The organism is Streptococcus anginosus (assembly GCF_001697145.1).
GTDB lineage: Bacteria > Bacillota > Bacilli > Lactobacillales > Streptococcaceae > Streptococcus > Streptococcus hominis.
Genome location: NZ_CP012719.1, coordinates 553,488 through 568,036 on the forward strand (window position 1 = coordinate 553,488; position 14,549 = coordinate 568,036).

A 14,549-nucleotide genomic window follows, 5' to 3' on the forward strand; every position below is an offset into this window, starting at 1 on the left:
AAGAAACCTCATAAAAGGAGGTCATTGTGTTAGCGATTGAAGAGATTAAAACAGTAAATGTGACAAATTTACCTAATCTGACGATTTTAAGTGGTGATGATACAGGTCAATTTGAAGCAATGAAATCACAATTTTTACGCCAAATTCGATATAATGCGGCAGATTTAAATATGGCTTATTTTGATATGAAAGAAGCTGTTTATCCAGATGTGGAGATTGATTTAGTGAGTTTGCCCTTCTTTTCTGAAGAGAAGATCGTCATTTTGGATCATTTTTTGGATGTGACAACAACTAAAAAACGCTATTTGACGGATGATGAGCTAAAATCTTTTGAGCAATATTTGGAAAATCCTGCAGATACGACAAAATTAGTCATTTTTGCAGAAGGGAAGTTAGACAGTAAGCGGCGAATTGTAAAATTGCTCAAGCGAGATGGTAAAATTTTTGAAGCAAGTGAGCCCAAAGAACAAGAATTACGCACCTACTTTAGTAAGCAAGTTCAAGAACAGGGGTTAGAACTTCGTTCGCAAGTTTTAGAAGAATTGCTTATTAAGTCTGGTTCCGATTTTAATGAAATTAGTAAAAACTTAGCTTTTTTAAAGGATTATAAAAAAGATGGCATCATTACAAGCGATGACATTGCTGAAGCAATTCCAAAAACTTTACAGGATAATATTTTTGATCTTACCCAGATGATTTTGCAGCAAAAGGTAGATGCGGCAAGAAGCCTAGTACGAGATTTGACCTTGCAAGGTGAAGACGAAATCAAGTTGATTGCGATTATGCTGGGACAGTTCCGCATATTCACACAAGTGAAAATTCTCTTTGAAAATGGACGTAACAAAAGTCAGATTGTAGCGGATTTGTCCAGTTATTTGGGACGAAAGGTGAATCCTTTTCAAATCAAATATGCTTTGCGTGATGTGCGTTCTTTACAGCTTGATTTTCTGAAAAAAGCACTTGCTTGCTTGATTGAAACAGATTACCAAATCAAGTCTGGAGTTTATGAGAAAGGTTACCTCTTTGACTTGGCTTTATTAAAGATTGCTACCCACAACTTATAAGCAAATAAGTTGAAAATTTTGTTGGTCTACGTTATCATTTTCATATAAAATGAAAAAGGGGAACAAACCAATGGCAATTATTTTACCTGATCTACCTTATGCTTACGATGCTTTGGAACCATATATTGATGAAGAAACGATGCACTTGCATCATGACAAACACCACAATACTTATGTCAATAATGTAAATGCGGCTCTGGCAAAACACCCTGAAATCGGTGAGGATTTGGAGCAACTTTTGTCAGATGTAGAAACCATTCCAGCGGATATTCGTCAAGCTGTTATCAATAACGGTGGTGGTCATCTCAACCATGCTCTTTTCTGGGAATTGATGACACCAGAAAAGACAGAGCCGTCAGCAGCATTAGCAGCAGACCTTGAAGCAACATTTGGTTCATTTGAGGACTTCAAAGCAGCATTTACAACAGCTGCGACAAGTCGCTTTGGTTCAGGTTGGGCTTGGCTAGTGGTCAATCCAGACGGCAAATTAGAAGTGACTTCAACTGCTAATCAAGACACACCAATCTCTGAAGGAAAGACACCAATTTTAGGAATTGATGTTTGGGAACATGCCTACTATGTGAAATACCGCAATGTTCGTCCAGATTACATCAAAGCCTTCTTTTCAGTCATCAACTGGAACAAGGTCAATGAATTGTACGTAGCAGCAAAATAAGGTGTGCCATGAGATAGAAAAAACGAATCTGATAAGGTTCGTTTTTTCTGTTATAGTAAAATTACCTATAAATTTCTTCCAAATAAAACCAGATTTGTTGTTTGAGGAAATTCAGAGAATGATCGTTTGTTCTGTCAATCACGCCAAAAACGAGATAATGATTTTTAAATAATAGCTCATAATCAATATTTTCTCCGACAATAATAATTTTTCCTCTTTGTAAAATGTCTTATCATATAAGACAATCTTCTGATGAGTAAAATCCTTAAACAGTCATTCGACATTATTGAGCAGTTTATCTTTGTAGTAATGAAAGAATGATTTTTTCGCAATGACACTCGTTACTCGTCCTTGCAAACCGTACTTCAAGATCTGGCTATCTTTTTTAGATACGGAAGCTTTTGCAGTGATTTTAAACAGGTTTCCCTGTTTTGTTTCAGTAGCAGAAGTGTCAATGCTATTAATTTTACCGATAATAGTGATTGTCTGATTTCCAATTTTTTCTAAGATAAGTCGGGAAGTTTGTCCCTTTTTTAAATTGGTCATATAGGCTGAAGGCACGTAATAGGTGATAAGAACTTCTTTTGTTTTCGTGATATCTGGATAGATCTGAGCAATTTCCGTTCCTTTGGGGAGTAAAGACTTCCCTTTGAGCGCACTGCTGATATGAAGAATCCCTGTTTCGGGAGCAGTCAGTTGATTATTTTGAAGTTGAGCATTTGCTTGGTTCAATTGATTTTGCAAATCGGTAATTTGGGTCGTAAGGCTTGTTAACTGTTGGTCTGCTGTTTGGATAAATTGTGTGCGAAGCACCTCAATTTTAGTCGAAAGGCTATTATCATAGGTTGTTGCAGTTCCAGTACCAGCTTTTTGAATGTTTAGATTGGCTAGGGAAGATTTGAGGTTGGATATATTCGTATTAATCTGAGATAGGTATTGATTTGTAGTTGACGGATCAGGTTTGACTTGATATTCATTTTTATATAGGTTAAAGGTTGCTTGATGAGGATTATTTTGGGGCAAATTTGAAGCGTTGCTAGAAATGGCATGATACAGTTCATGATAATCATTCATTTGTTTTGTTAATTCGTTCATTTGATCATCAATAGCAGCAATCGTATGGTTGGTTAAAGAAGCTTGTTTACTAACTTCGGAATTATTTTTTGAAATGCCGATAGTTAAATCTTCTGATTGTTTGATAAAATTGTTAAATGTGTTGGCATAGCCAAACTCATCTTTGTTTGTAAAAAGATTTGTTCCCTGCTGTAAACTGTTCTTTAATGTTTCTAATTCTGCTTTTTGGCGCTGGTAAGTGGCAAGTTGCGTTTCAATGGCTGTTTGTTGGGAAGCTTCCATATTTTTTGTATATTGAACCAACAACTCTCCTTTGGTGACGGTCTTATTTTCAGCTAAATGATTGGTCAGAACCGTATTGTCACTGGTTGACTGAATCATGGCAATGACTTTCGTTGGTGTGATTTCGCCAATGGATTTGACAGTCACTTCTTTTTGCCCGACAAAGGAAAAGAGGACAAGAAATAGAATGAAGAATGCCAAAGGCAGAATGAGAACAGTCGCAAAGTTGTGGTATCTTCGATGATAAAATTCTGCACTTTTAAACAGATTGGGATTCATAATTTACTCCTTATTTATTAAATAGATGATAATAAAAACCTTTTCTTCCTATCAATTCAGTATGAGAACCAGTTTCAATCACTTTTCCTTGGTCAAGGACAATAATCTGATTTGTACGCTTTGAAATGCTGAGGTGATGAGCAACAAAAATAATGGTTTTGTCGGGTAATTTCATGAGATTATCAATGACTTTTTTCTCTGTTAGAACATCTAATCCACTCGTTGCTTCATCTAAAATGAGAATGGGAGATTTCGTCAGCAGAGCGCGTGCAAGTGTAATTCGTTGCTTTTGTCCACCAGATAATCCAGCTCCGTCAGACAATTCTGTCTGGTATCCCATGGGCATTTGTTCGATATCTGAACGAATTTCTGCAATTTCACAGGCACGAAGAATATCTGATTGAGAAACTGTTTGATCGGCTCCTAATGTGAGGTTGTCTAGAATGGAACCACTAAAGATGTAAGCTTGCTGAGGTAAGTAGTTGATATATTGCCGAAGAACTTTCTTATCAATTGTCTTGAGGTCATTTCCATTGAGGCGAATTTGTCCTTGATAAGGCTCATAAAAATGAACAATCATCTTAGCAAGTGTTGTTTTTCCCGAACCGCTGACGCCAACAAGACTAATTTTATCTCCCTTCTTGATAGTCAAACTAATATCTGATAAAATATCTCGTCCAAATCCGTATTTATAGGAGACGTTATGGAAAGTAATATCTCCAGCTAAGAATTTTTTCTCCGTAAGGACTTGCTTGGTTTTGAATTCGGATTCTACCAGATAAACTTCATTCAGTCGATGATTGGCAACTTTAGCTGATTGCAGTTTGGTTTGAAGATTGATGATACTTTCAAGTGGACTAGTAAAGTATGAAAGGAGAGTATTGAAAGTAATCAGCTGACCAATTGAAATCTTTTGAGACATGACTAAAGAAGCTCCAACCCAGAGAATGACCACATTCAAAATAAGTTGTGCTCCTTGTTTGAGAGCTGTTTGCATAATGGAATATTTACTTAATTTGAAAGTCTTATCCAGATAATCAACAAACTCGCTATCAATCTTTTGGTAACGGCTTTCTTCGCTGGTTAAAGATTTAATGGTTTCAATTCCGTTGATATCTTCGATAATGGCAGAATTTACCATAGCATTGCTTTGCATAACATCGTTATTCATTTTTTCAAAAGGCTTCATAAAAGCAAAAATAATGAGAGCGTAGATAGGAATTGCAAGCAAGGTGAGTAAAAAGAGATTGGTATTTTGCAGTAAAAGAACATTGCCGACAATCATCACAATGGACAAATCAAGAAAGAGAGACAGGATAGTTGAAGCTAGAGCATCAATAATGGAGTTGGCATCTGTAAAACGAGAAATAATCTCCCCAGTGCGTCTCGTCGCAAAAAAGGACATTGGTAATTCAAAAATATGCCGAATATAAGACAAAATCACATCAATTGTTAATCGTTGACTGAGCACTGTTAGCAGGTAGTCTCTTGAAAAACTCATCATTTGCTGTAAGATGTAGGCAATGATAAGCCCAATTGAAATAATCCCAAGAGTTGATTTCATCTGATTTGGGATGTATTCGTCCAAAACACCTTGCAGATAATAGGAGCCCACAATGTTGATGAGGGTCACGAGCAAACTAGCTAAGACAATATAAAAAATCAAAGAACGCTGTTTAAAGATGAGTGGTAAAAAGCTAGCAAGCTCGTTCTTCTTATCCTTATGAGGTTCATAGCTAGGTTTCGGTGCGAGAAAGATAGCAACACCAGTCCAATCTTTTACAAATTGTTCTTTGCTAATCTTAGTTATTTTGACAGTTGGATCAGGATCACCGATAAGCAAGTGCTTTTTCTCGTTTTTATAAACGACATAATAGTGCTGAAGATTGCCATTCTTGTTGACATGTACGATGAAAGGATAGGGAAGCTCTTCTGTATCAAACAATGTCATGTCTGCTTGGATTGGTCGGGTTTCAAAGCCCATTTCTTTTGCTGCTTTGACAATTCCAAGTGCAGTTGTCCCTTCTTTGTCTGTCTTTGCGAGCTCTCTCAAGTGTGCTAAAGAATAATTTGAATCATAGTATCTAGCAATGGAAGCCAGAGCAGCAATACCACAATCTCTAGCATCTATTTGCGGAACAAATGATTTTTTAAAATTCACTATAATGTTTTCCTTTCGTTTTGTAATGTTATTTTCTCAAAAAGCGCAAGAAAAAGAGCATTTTAATCTTAAATGGTCGTTCTGATGTCTTAAATGATTAAAAAATACCATTCAAGATGTCAAAGCTACTGTTTAAGAATTTAATATTTACAAAACCAAGAAAATGGTTATACTTAAATTATGTTCAAGATAATTTCAATTGAACAATTTTAAAAGTCAATCTTATAAATTGAAAGAGGAAAATCTGATGGTAGAGATAAACTAGTTTTCAGGTGGCAAAGAGAGACGAGATGAAGCAGTCACTATTATTGACGATCTGCTTTCAAATTTGACGAATCCTGATTTGAAGAAAGTCTTGTTATCTTATCGTGAAGAGTTGAAAAAGCAGGAAATAGCAACTCCATTGATATTAAGTCGTATGAATCTTGCTCTTTCTCAAAAGCTGATTGAGAAGAATATTCATTTATCAGAAGTTCAGTCTAATCAGTTGAAGAGATTAATAAGTTTATCAAATATACGGTATATATTTTAACCTAGCTAATATAAACCTATATAAAAATGTATTAGAACACGAATAATAACTTTTTCATTGCTTCATATAGACAGTTTGATTTGTAACAGTAAATAGCAATCTCTTAGTGATATGATTAATTACGTCTGTGAAATGATGTACTGGAAACGTAAAAGATGAGATGATTAGAAAGTAGGAATATATGACTTATTTAAAGAAACTACAACTATGGATTTTAGGTGGCTTAATAGGAACCTTGCTTTTAGACTATTGGTCACACGATTTAAAGCAGCTTTATGCTATTGTTGCGACTTATGTGATGAGTTCAGTCTATACATTTATCTGCATAAAAATATTGAAGTTTAATGAGAGGCTCACATTGCTGTCGGCTGTTATGTTGTCGGTTGTAGTGATGATTGTTTGCTTATATTTTTTACCTCAATTTATCCTATAAAAATGGAAGACTTTTATTAAGGTAAGAATAAATCAAAAAGTGGAGAATACCATGAAAGCAATATATAAAAATCAAGTAGCTGATGTTTGGAAAATTGGCAAAGAAACTGAACAGCCTGATTGGGTGAAAGAAGCTTTTGCTAAAAATTATTTATATTGGTTGGATGATCATCTTCGGATTTTAATGGCAGGACTAAATCCTTCTACGCTAGAAAATTTAAAAATTGGCGCACTTGGAACAGTAGGCGGTGGATTTGCTGGTTATGGCATGTATGTGCTAGGGTATATTGATGATTATTTGGATGTAACCAATCACCGAGTCGTCTCTCAAAAAACATTTGAAAAAGAGTATCATGTTCAAGAAAATTTTAAAATAAATTGATTTTTTATCACTTTTTAGCAGACTAGCTGAGATAGTTTTACCATTCAAGGGATCAGAGCTATCATTTAGGATTTTTTTAAATGAACTAGAATTATTAGTTTATACTGTATATATACAATAAAGGAAGTTGAAAATAGTTAATGATTCTGTTTATCATATCTTGTTATTTTTTTATTCTTCCTATATAATGAGGTATATAAGTTAGGAGGAGTGCGTGAGTAGAAAGACAATGATTCTTTGTTTGATTGGTTGCTTTATGATGTGTGGTGTATTAGTATCAAGTGCTGTATACTCTGGACAAGCTAGAAAGGCACATCCTACGAAAGTAGCTGCAAATTATCCTACCAGTCAAGAAAAGCCAAAAAATTCGTCAAAAGAATCGAAATTAGTCACTCGTGTTTCGTCAAAGAGTATGGAAGAAAAGCAGAAAGTCATGGAATCTGATTTGCCTGTAATGGAAGCCTATGGTTTATATTATGATTATGCTAATCTAAATTTGGTTCAAGTTGTAAAGGCTTATCTAGATGAGATGGGAATAGAGCATTCGCAGGTTGCATTTTCTTATAAGGACTTAACGAGTGGACAAATCTACGCTATGAATGAAACGCAACCGATGACAGCGGGCTCGACTTACAAATTGCCATTAAATATGTTGGTCGTTGATGAGGTAGAAAAAGGAAATTTATCAATGACCGAGCGGTTTGATATTACCCATACTCGCTATGAGTATATCGGTGAACATAATAACTATGTAGCAGCATTTAATGGGACCATGAGCATCCCTGAAATGCAGGAGTATTCCCTTCTTTATTCTGAAAATACGCCAGCTTATGCCTTAGCTGAGCGCTTAGGTGGCTTGGATAAAGCCTATACAATGTATCAGCACTATGGAAAAGGCAAGGGGGACGTTGAGACGATCAACCAACAAAATCAAACCACGACTGACTATTATATTCAGGTTTTGGATTACCTTTGGAAACATCAGGAAAAGTATAAAGATCTTTTGTATTATATCGGTGAATCTTTTCCAAACGAATACTATAAACGGTATGTAAGAGATATTCCAATTTATCAAAAGCCAGGTTATGTTGCAGAAGCCCTGAATATAGACGCAATTGTATGTGAAGAAAAGCCTTATTTGATTGCTCTTTATACAGCGGGGCTGGGTGGGACAACTCCTGAGAGTAATGAAATTAGCGGTGTTGGTATTACACAAGTTGGTCAATTAGCTTATGTTATCAATGAATGGCATCGTGTGAATATGAATTAAAGCGAATGGACGCAAATTCCAAAAATTGTGCTGCAAAAGATAAGGTTCTATTAAAAATGTAAAGGCTCTCTTTTAGAGGAGGGCCTTTTATGTTATAATAAAAACAGAATGTAAAGAGGACTACAAGAATATCATGATTAACAAAGAGCATTATCGTTACATTAGAGAACATCCTGCTTTTAAAAATTTACCAGTTGAATTTTTTGATAAAATAGCGGTTGAGATTCAATTTCGCAAAGTGCCAAAAGGGCAAATTATTTTCTTTTCTGGAGACAAACGAGAGCGACTTTTTTTGATTTATAAGGGCTATGTTCGGATTGAACAGTACGACCAGACAGATTCATTTAATTACATTGATTATGTGAAAGAAAATACCATGTTTCCTTATGGTGGTATGTTTGAAGATAAAGATTATCATTATTCTGGGATTTCTGTGACAGATTTGGAATATTTTTCAATTCCTGTTGACTTGTATGAATATTATTCTAAGCAAACTATAAAGCAAACGTTATTCATTACACATAAGTTATCAAATATTTTGCGTTTCCATGAATTACGCTTGCGAAACTCTGTTTTGGCTAGTGCGACAGAGCGAGTTATTCAAGCGATTTCAATTTTATGTATTGATTTTTGCCAAGATAGAGATGATATTCCTTTTGCACTTAGTATGAAAGAACTAGCTAAACTAGGTGCAACTACTCGTGAAACAGTTAATCAAGTGTTGAAAAAATTAACAGAAGAAAACATTATTCAATATAAACGAAAGAAACTTGTCTTTTTGAATAAAGAATACTTTTTAAAATATTTTGAAGATATGTAATGCAAAAGAGGGCGAAATTGCAGTCGAAAATGCAATTTCTTGTCCTCTTTTTCATTTAGACAAATATGAGCTTAAGAATTTGATTTATTTCTAAAAAATAATTATTCATAAAACCAATAAAATGCATAAAATATTTATAGAAAGCGTTTTATTTTGAAATAATATTAGAATTTCTTTTAAAAAAAGCAAAGGATTTGGCATTTTGAATGTACAATTGATTGTGAAAGCGCAAACAAAAGATATTACAATATAACATGTAAATAGAACTTAAGGAAACTTAAGTCACAAAGAAAAAGAGGAGGACATAAGATGTCTACACATCCTATTCATGTTTTCTCAGAAATAGGAAAACTGAAAAAAGTTATGCTACATCGTCCTGGTAAAGAGTTGGAAAACTTGATGCCGGATCACTTGGAACGTCTGCTTTTTGACGATATTCCATTTTTGGAAGACGCTCAAAAAGAACATGATGCTTTTGCAGACGCTCTTCGTAAAGAAGGTATTGAAGTTCTTTACCTTGAAAAGTTGGCCGCTGAATCATTGACTTCTCCAGAAATTCGTAACGAATTTATTGAAGAATATCTTGATGAAGCAAATATTCGCGGGGCACAAACCAAAGTTGCTATTCGCGACATTCTTCATGGTATAGAAGACAACCTTGAATTGGTTGAAAAGACAATGGCAGGCTTCCAAAAAGCAGAATTGCCAGAAATTCCTGAAGAAGCTAAAGGCTTGACAGACTTGGTAGAATCCGACTATCCATTTGCGATTGACCCAATGCCAAACTTGTACTTCACACGTGACCCATTTGCTACAATTGGTAATGCGGTGTCATTGAACCACATGTACTCAGATACACGTAATCGTGAAACACTTTATGGTAAATACATTTTCAAATACCACCCAGTATATGGTGGCAATGTTGACTTGGTTTATAACCGTGAAGAAACAACTCGTATCGAAGGTGGAGATGAACTCGTTCTTTCTAAAGATGTCCTTGCAGTAGGTATTTCACAACGTACAGACGCAGCATCTATTGAAAAACTTTTGGTTAACATTTTCAAGAAGAATGTTGGCTTCAAGAAAGTGATTGCATTTGAATTTGCTAATAATCGTAAATTCATGCACTTAGATACAGTCTTCACAATGGTTGACTATGACAAATTTACGATTCACCCAGAAATTGAAGGCGACCTTCGCGTTTACTCTGTTACTTATGAAAATGAAAAACTTCATATTGCAGAAGAAAAAGGCGATTTGGCTGAATTGTTAGCTAAGAATCTTGGTATTGACAAAGTTCATTTGATTCGTTGTGGTGGTGGAAATACTGTTGCTGCTGCTCGTGAACAATGGAACGACGGTTCAAATACCCTTACAATTGCACCAGGCGTGGTAGTGGTATATGACCGTAACGTTGTTACAAATAAGATTCTTGAAGAATACGGACTTCGTTTGATTAAGATTCGCGGAAGTGAATTGGTTCGCGGTCGTGGTGGACCTCGTTGTATGTCAATGCCATTTGAACGTGAAGAACTTTAAGATTAGAAAGAGGAATAATTAGAATGACAAACTCAGTGTTCCAAGGACGCAGCTTCTTGGCAGAAAAAGATTTTACACGTGCAGAATTAGAATATCTTATCGGTTTAGCAGCTCATTTGAAAGATTTGAAAAAGCGCAATATTGAACATCATTACTTAGCAGGTAAAAATATTGCTCTCTTGTTTGAAAAAACTTCAACTCGTACTCGTGCAGCTTTCACAACAGCAGCGATTGACCTTGGTGCTCATCCAGAATACCTAGGAGCTAACGACATCCAACTTGGCAAGAAAGAATCTACTGAAGATACAGCTAAAGTATTAGGACGTATGTTTGATGGAATTGAATTCCGCGGATTCAGCCAACGCATGGTAGAAGAATTAGCAGAATTCTCAGGTGTTCCTGTATGGAATGGTTTGACAGACGAATGGCATCCAACTCAAATGTTAGCTGACTATTTGACAGTTCAAGAAAACTTTGGTCGTTTGGAAGGCTTGACTCTTGTCTACTGTGGTGACGGACGCAATAACGTTGCAAACAGCCTTCTTGTAACAGGTGCTATCCTTGGTGTGAATGTGCACATCTTCTCTCCAAAAGAACTCTTCCCTGCTGAAGATATCGTGAAATTGGCAGAAGGATATGCAAAAGAAAGTGGCGCACATGTCTTAATTACTGACAATGCAGATGAAGCTGTTAAAGGTGCAGATGTCCTTTACACAGACGTTTGGGTATCTATGGGTGAAGAAGACAAATTCGCAGAACGTGTTGCACTGTTGAAACCTTATCAAGTAAATATGGATTTGATTAAGAAAGCTGACAATGAAGATTTGATCTTCTTACACTGCTTACCAGCTTTCCATGATACAAATACTGTTTATGGTAAAGATGTTGCTGAAAAATTCGGTGTTGAAGAAATGGAAGTAACTGACGAAGTATTCCGCAGCAAATACGCTCGCCAATTTGACCAAGCTGAAAACCGTATGCATACTATTAAAGCAGTTATGGCAGCAACTCTTGGTAACCTTTATATTCCAAAAGTATAATTTAAAACCAAAACCGTTTACCAACAGCTATGAGGGCTGCGACTAATAGCTTTAGTCCAGTCCTCATTTTTGATAGTGCTCGTGTTCATTTTAGTATGATGTTAATAGAGGAAAAAGGCGATAGAACAAACAACCATAATTACTGATGCAGTCACTCTCAGAGAAATGTAGTCTGAGACAATGCTATTCTAACCTCATTCCTACGTTTGTTGCAGCTGGATTCTATCTTGGACTACTAAAATGAAATTGAAACACTATAATGAGAAAACTCTAAGGAGGCTAATTATTTATGGCAAATCGGAAAATCGTTGTGGCTTTGGGAGGGAATGCCATCCTTTCATCTGATCCGTCAGCAAAAGCACAACAAGAAGCATTAGCAGAAACAGCAAGTCATCTTGTAAAACTGATTAAAAATGGTGATGACTTGATTATCACTCACGGAAATGGACCGCAAGTTGGAAATCTTTTGTTGCAACATTTAGCGGCAGATTCTGAAAAAAATCCAGCATTTCCGTTAGATTCGCTTGTTGCAATGACAGAAGGAAGTATTGGCTATTGGTTGCAAAACGCTCTACAAAATGCACTTCATGAAGAAGGAATTGAAAAAGAAGTTGCTTCTGTTGTGACACAAGTAGTGGTTGATAAAAATGACCCTGCTTTCATAAATTTAAGCAAACCAATCGGACCATTCTACACAGAAGAAGAAGCAAAAGCAGAAGCTGAAAAGAGCGGAGCTACTTTTAAAGAGGATGCTGGACGTGGCTGGAGAAAAGTAGTTGCGTCACCAAAACCAGTTGGAATTAAAGAAATTGAAACCATTCGTACACTCATCAATGCAGGACACGTCGTTGTGGCTGCTGGTGGTGGTGGTATTCCCGTCATCAAGGAAGACAATGGTCATCTTGCAGGCGTAGAAGCAGTAATTGACAAAGACTTTGCTTCACAATGTCTGGCGGAATTGGTCGAAGCAGATCTCTTCATCGTTTTGACCGGTGTAGATTATGTCTATGTCAACTACAATAAACCAGATCAAGCCAAGTTAGAGCGTGTCAATGTAGCTCAGTTGGAAGAATACATCAAGCAAAATCAATTTGCCCCAGGAAGTATGTTACCTAAAGTGCAAGCAGCTATTGCCTTTGTAAATGATCGACCAGAAGGTGAAGCGGTCATTACTTCTCTTGAAAACTTAGGCGCTTTAATTGAGTCTGAAAGCGGAACGATTATTGAAAAAGGATAACAGAGTGTTATTATTGCTTCGTTTAAAATTGTAATAAAACTTTTTAAAACAACGTTAGTGTTTCCTATTTTTAGATTTGCTTTCTTTTGATCTATTTTACTGTTGTGAAATGATAATTTTTTTGGAAATTACTAGTTTTTTCCAGATGAATATGTTAAAATATAGTCAAAGGAAGCGCTTTCTGAAAATGGGATTCGGTTAAATTTTTACAATTTGTTACATTTAGGAGGAAAACAAATGAGTGAAAAAGCAAAAAAAGGGTTTAAGATGCCGTCATCTTATACCGTTTTGATGATTATCATTGCAATTATGGCTGTGTTGACCTGGATTATCCCAGCAGGTCAATACGATGCTGATAAAGCTGGTAATCTGATTACAGGAACTTACAAGACCGTTGCTCAAAATCCACAAGGGATTTGGGATGTCTTGATGGCTCCTATTCGTGCTATGCTTGGAAAAGAACCAACTTCAGCAGCGATTGATGTCGCCTTCTTTATCTTGATGGTTGGTGGTTTCCTTGGAGTAGTGAATGAAACAGGTGCCCTTGATGTAGGGATTGCTTCTATCGTCAAGAAGTACAAGGGTCGCGAAAAGATGTTGATTTTAGTCTTGATGCCTTTGTTTGCCCTTGGTGGATCAACTTATGGTATGGGTGAAGAAACCATGGCTTTCTATCCACTTCTTGTGCCAGTTATGATGGCAGTAGGATTTGATAGTTTGACTGCGGTGGCTATTATCCTTCTTGGTTCTCAAATTGGATGTTTGGCTTCTACTCTGAATCCATTTGCTACAGGTATAGCTTCTGCGACAGCAGGTGTAGGTACTGGTGACGGTATCGTTCTTCGGTTAATCTTCTTTGTTGTGATGACAGCTTTGGGTACTTATTTCGTATATCGTTATGCAGATAAGATTCAAAAAGATCCTACAAAATCTTTGGTTTACAGTCATCGTGAAGAAGATTTGAAGCACTTTAATGTAGATGCAGTTGCTAATGTAGAATCCACTCTTAGCAAGAAACAAAAACAAGTGTTGGTACTCTTTGTCTTGACCTTTGTTCTCATGATTATGAGTTTCATTCCATGGACAGACTTGAAGGTAACTATTTTTGAAAGTTTCAATAAATGGTTGGTTGGACTTCCGTTCATTGGTAAGATTGTTGGTAGTTCAACATCTGCTTTGGGTACTTGGTACTTCCCAGAAGGGGCAATGCTCTTTATGGTAATGGGTATCATCATTGGTTTTGTTTACCGCATGAAAGAAAGCCGCTTTATCACTGTCTTTATCAATGGTGCGGCTGATCTTCTAAGTGTTGCGCTTATCGTAGCTGTTGCTCGTGGTATTCAAGTCATCATGAACGATGGTATGATTACGGCTACAATCCTTCACTGGGGTGAAGTAGGACTGAAAGGTCTATCATCTCAAGTATTTATCGTATTGACTTACATTTTCTATCTGCCAATGTCATTCCTTATCCCATCAACATCTGGTCTTGCCAGTGCAACAATGGGTATCATGGCACCTCTTGGAAAATTCGTCAATGTGCAAGCAAGCTTGATTATCACTGCTTACCAATCTGCTTCTGGTCTTTTGAACCTTGTTACTCCAACATCTGGTATCGTTATGGGGGCACTTGCTCTTGGACGTATTGATTTGGGTACTTGGTGGAAATTCGTTGCAAAATTGGTTGCAGGAATCTTTGTAGTAAGTATTCTACTTCTTATTTTAGGAACGTTCTTATAATAGGAAAATAACGAGGTGTTC

12 protein-coding genes and 1 pseudogene are annotated in these 14,549 nt (G+C 36.3%); 11 read left to right on the forward strand and 2 right to left on the reverse strand.

Going from position 1 to position 14,549, the window contains the following annotated elements:
• The first annotated feature begins 26 nt into the window (after positions 1 to 26).
• Both holA and SanJ4206_RS02795 read left to right on the forward strand, forming a co-directional pair.
• Positions 27 to 1,064 (forward strand): DNA polymerase III subunit delta, encoded by a 1,038-nt coding sequence (gene holA / locus SanJ4206_RS02790; protein ID WP_157622023.1) that lies wholly within the window; start codon positions 27 to 29, stop codon positions 1,062 to 1,064.
• Between the two features lie 70 nt (positions 1,065 to 1,134).
• Positions 1,135 to 1,740, forward strand: a complete 606-nt coding sequence (locus SanJ4206_RS02795) for a superoxide dismutase (RefSeq protein ID WP_022525198.1) — start codon at positions 1,135 to 1,137, stop codon at positions 1,738 to 1,740.
• 273 nt (positions 1,741 to 2,013) lie between these two features.
• Here SanJ4206_RS02795 and SanJ4206_RS02800 read toward each other — a convergent pair whose 3' ends face one another.
• Positions 2,014 to 3,375 (reverse strand): bacteriocin secretion accessory protein, encoded by a 1,362-nt coding sequence (locus SanJ4206_RS02800; RefSeq protein ID WP_003028197.1) that lies wholly within the window; start codon positions 3,373 to 3,375, stop codon positions 2,014 to 2,016.
• 10 nt (positions 3,376 to 3,385) lie between these two features.
• Positions 3,386 to 5,536, reverse strand: coding sequence for a peptide cleavage/export ABC transporter (locus SanJ4206_RS02805; protein WP_003028194.1), 2,151 nt, complete (start codon positions 5,534 to 5,536; stop codon positions 3,386 to 3,388).
• 247 nt (positions 5,537 to 5,783) lie between these two features.
• On the opposite strand from SanJ4206_RS02805, the pseudogene SanJ4206_RS02810 reads away from it, so the two are divergent.
• From SanJ4206_RS02810 to SanJ4206_RS02850, 9 genes and pseudogenes are all read left to right on the forward strand, one after another.
• Positions 5,784 to 6,068, forward strand: a pseudogene (locus SanJ4206_RS02810) (bacteriocin immunity protein).
• Between the two features lie 181 nt (positions 6,069 to 6,249).
• A complete protein-coding gene (locus SanJ4206_RS02815) occupies positions 6,250 to 6,501 on the forward strand; it encodes a hypothetical protein (protein ID WP_022525199.1) in 252 nt (83 codons plus the stop codon).
• Between the two features lie 51 nt (positions 6,502 to 6,552).
• Positions 6,553 to 6,882 carry a hypothetical protein gene (locus tag SanJ4206_RS02820; protein ID WP_003028191.1) on the forward strand — a complete coding sequence of 110 codons (330 nt, stop codon included), beginning with the start codon at positions 6,553 to 6,555 and terminating at the stop codon, positions 6,880 to 6,882.
• Between the two features lie 214 nt (positions 6,883 to 7,096).
• Positions 7,097 to 8,152: a serine hydrolase gene (locus SanJ4206_RS02825; protein ID WP_022525371.1), complete on the forward strand. Its 1,056-nt coding sequence runs from the start codon at positions 7,097 to 7,099 to the stop codon at positions 8,150 to 8,152.
• A 133-nt stretch (positions 8,153 to 8,285) separates the two neighbouring features.
• On the forward strand, positions 8,286 to 8,972 hold the full coding sequence (locus SanJ4206_RS02830) for a Crp/Fnr family transcriptional regulator (RefSeq protein WP_003028187.1): 687 nt from the start codon (positions 8,286 to 8,288) through the stop codon (positions 8,970 to 8,972).
• A 309-nt stretch (positions 8,973 to 9,281) separates the two neighbouring features.
• Positions 9,282 to 10,511: an arginine deiminase gene (arcA, locus tag SanJ4206_RS02835; RefSeq protein WP_003028185.1), complete on the forward strand. Its 1,230-nt coding sequence runs from the start codon at positions 9,282 to 9,284 to the stop codon at positions 10,509 to 10,511.
• Positions 10,512 to 10,534: 23 nt separating this feature from the next.
• Entirely contained in the window at positions 10,535 to 11,551 is a 1,017-nt protein-coding gene (gene argF / locus SanJ4206_RS02840) for an ornithine carbamoyltransferase (RefSeq protein WP_003028184.1), read from the forward strand.
• A 289-nt stretch (positions 11,552 to 11,840) separates the two neighbouring features.
• Positions 11,841 to 12,788, forward strand: coding sequence for a carbamate kinase (gene arcC / locus SanJ4206_RS02845; protein ID WP_003028182.1), 948 nt, complete (start codon positions 11,841 to 11,843; stop codon positions 12,786 to 12,788).
• A gap of 237 nt (positions 12,789 to 13,025) precedes the next feature.
• Entirely contained in the window at positions 13,026 to 14,528 is a 1,503-nt protein-coding gene (locus tag SanJ4206_RS02850) for a YfcC family protein (RefSeq protein ID WP_022525370.1), read from the forward strand.
• The last annotated feature ends 21 nt before the right edge of the window (positions 14,529 to 14,549 follow it).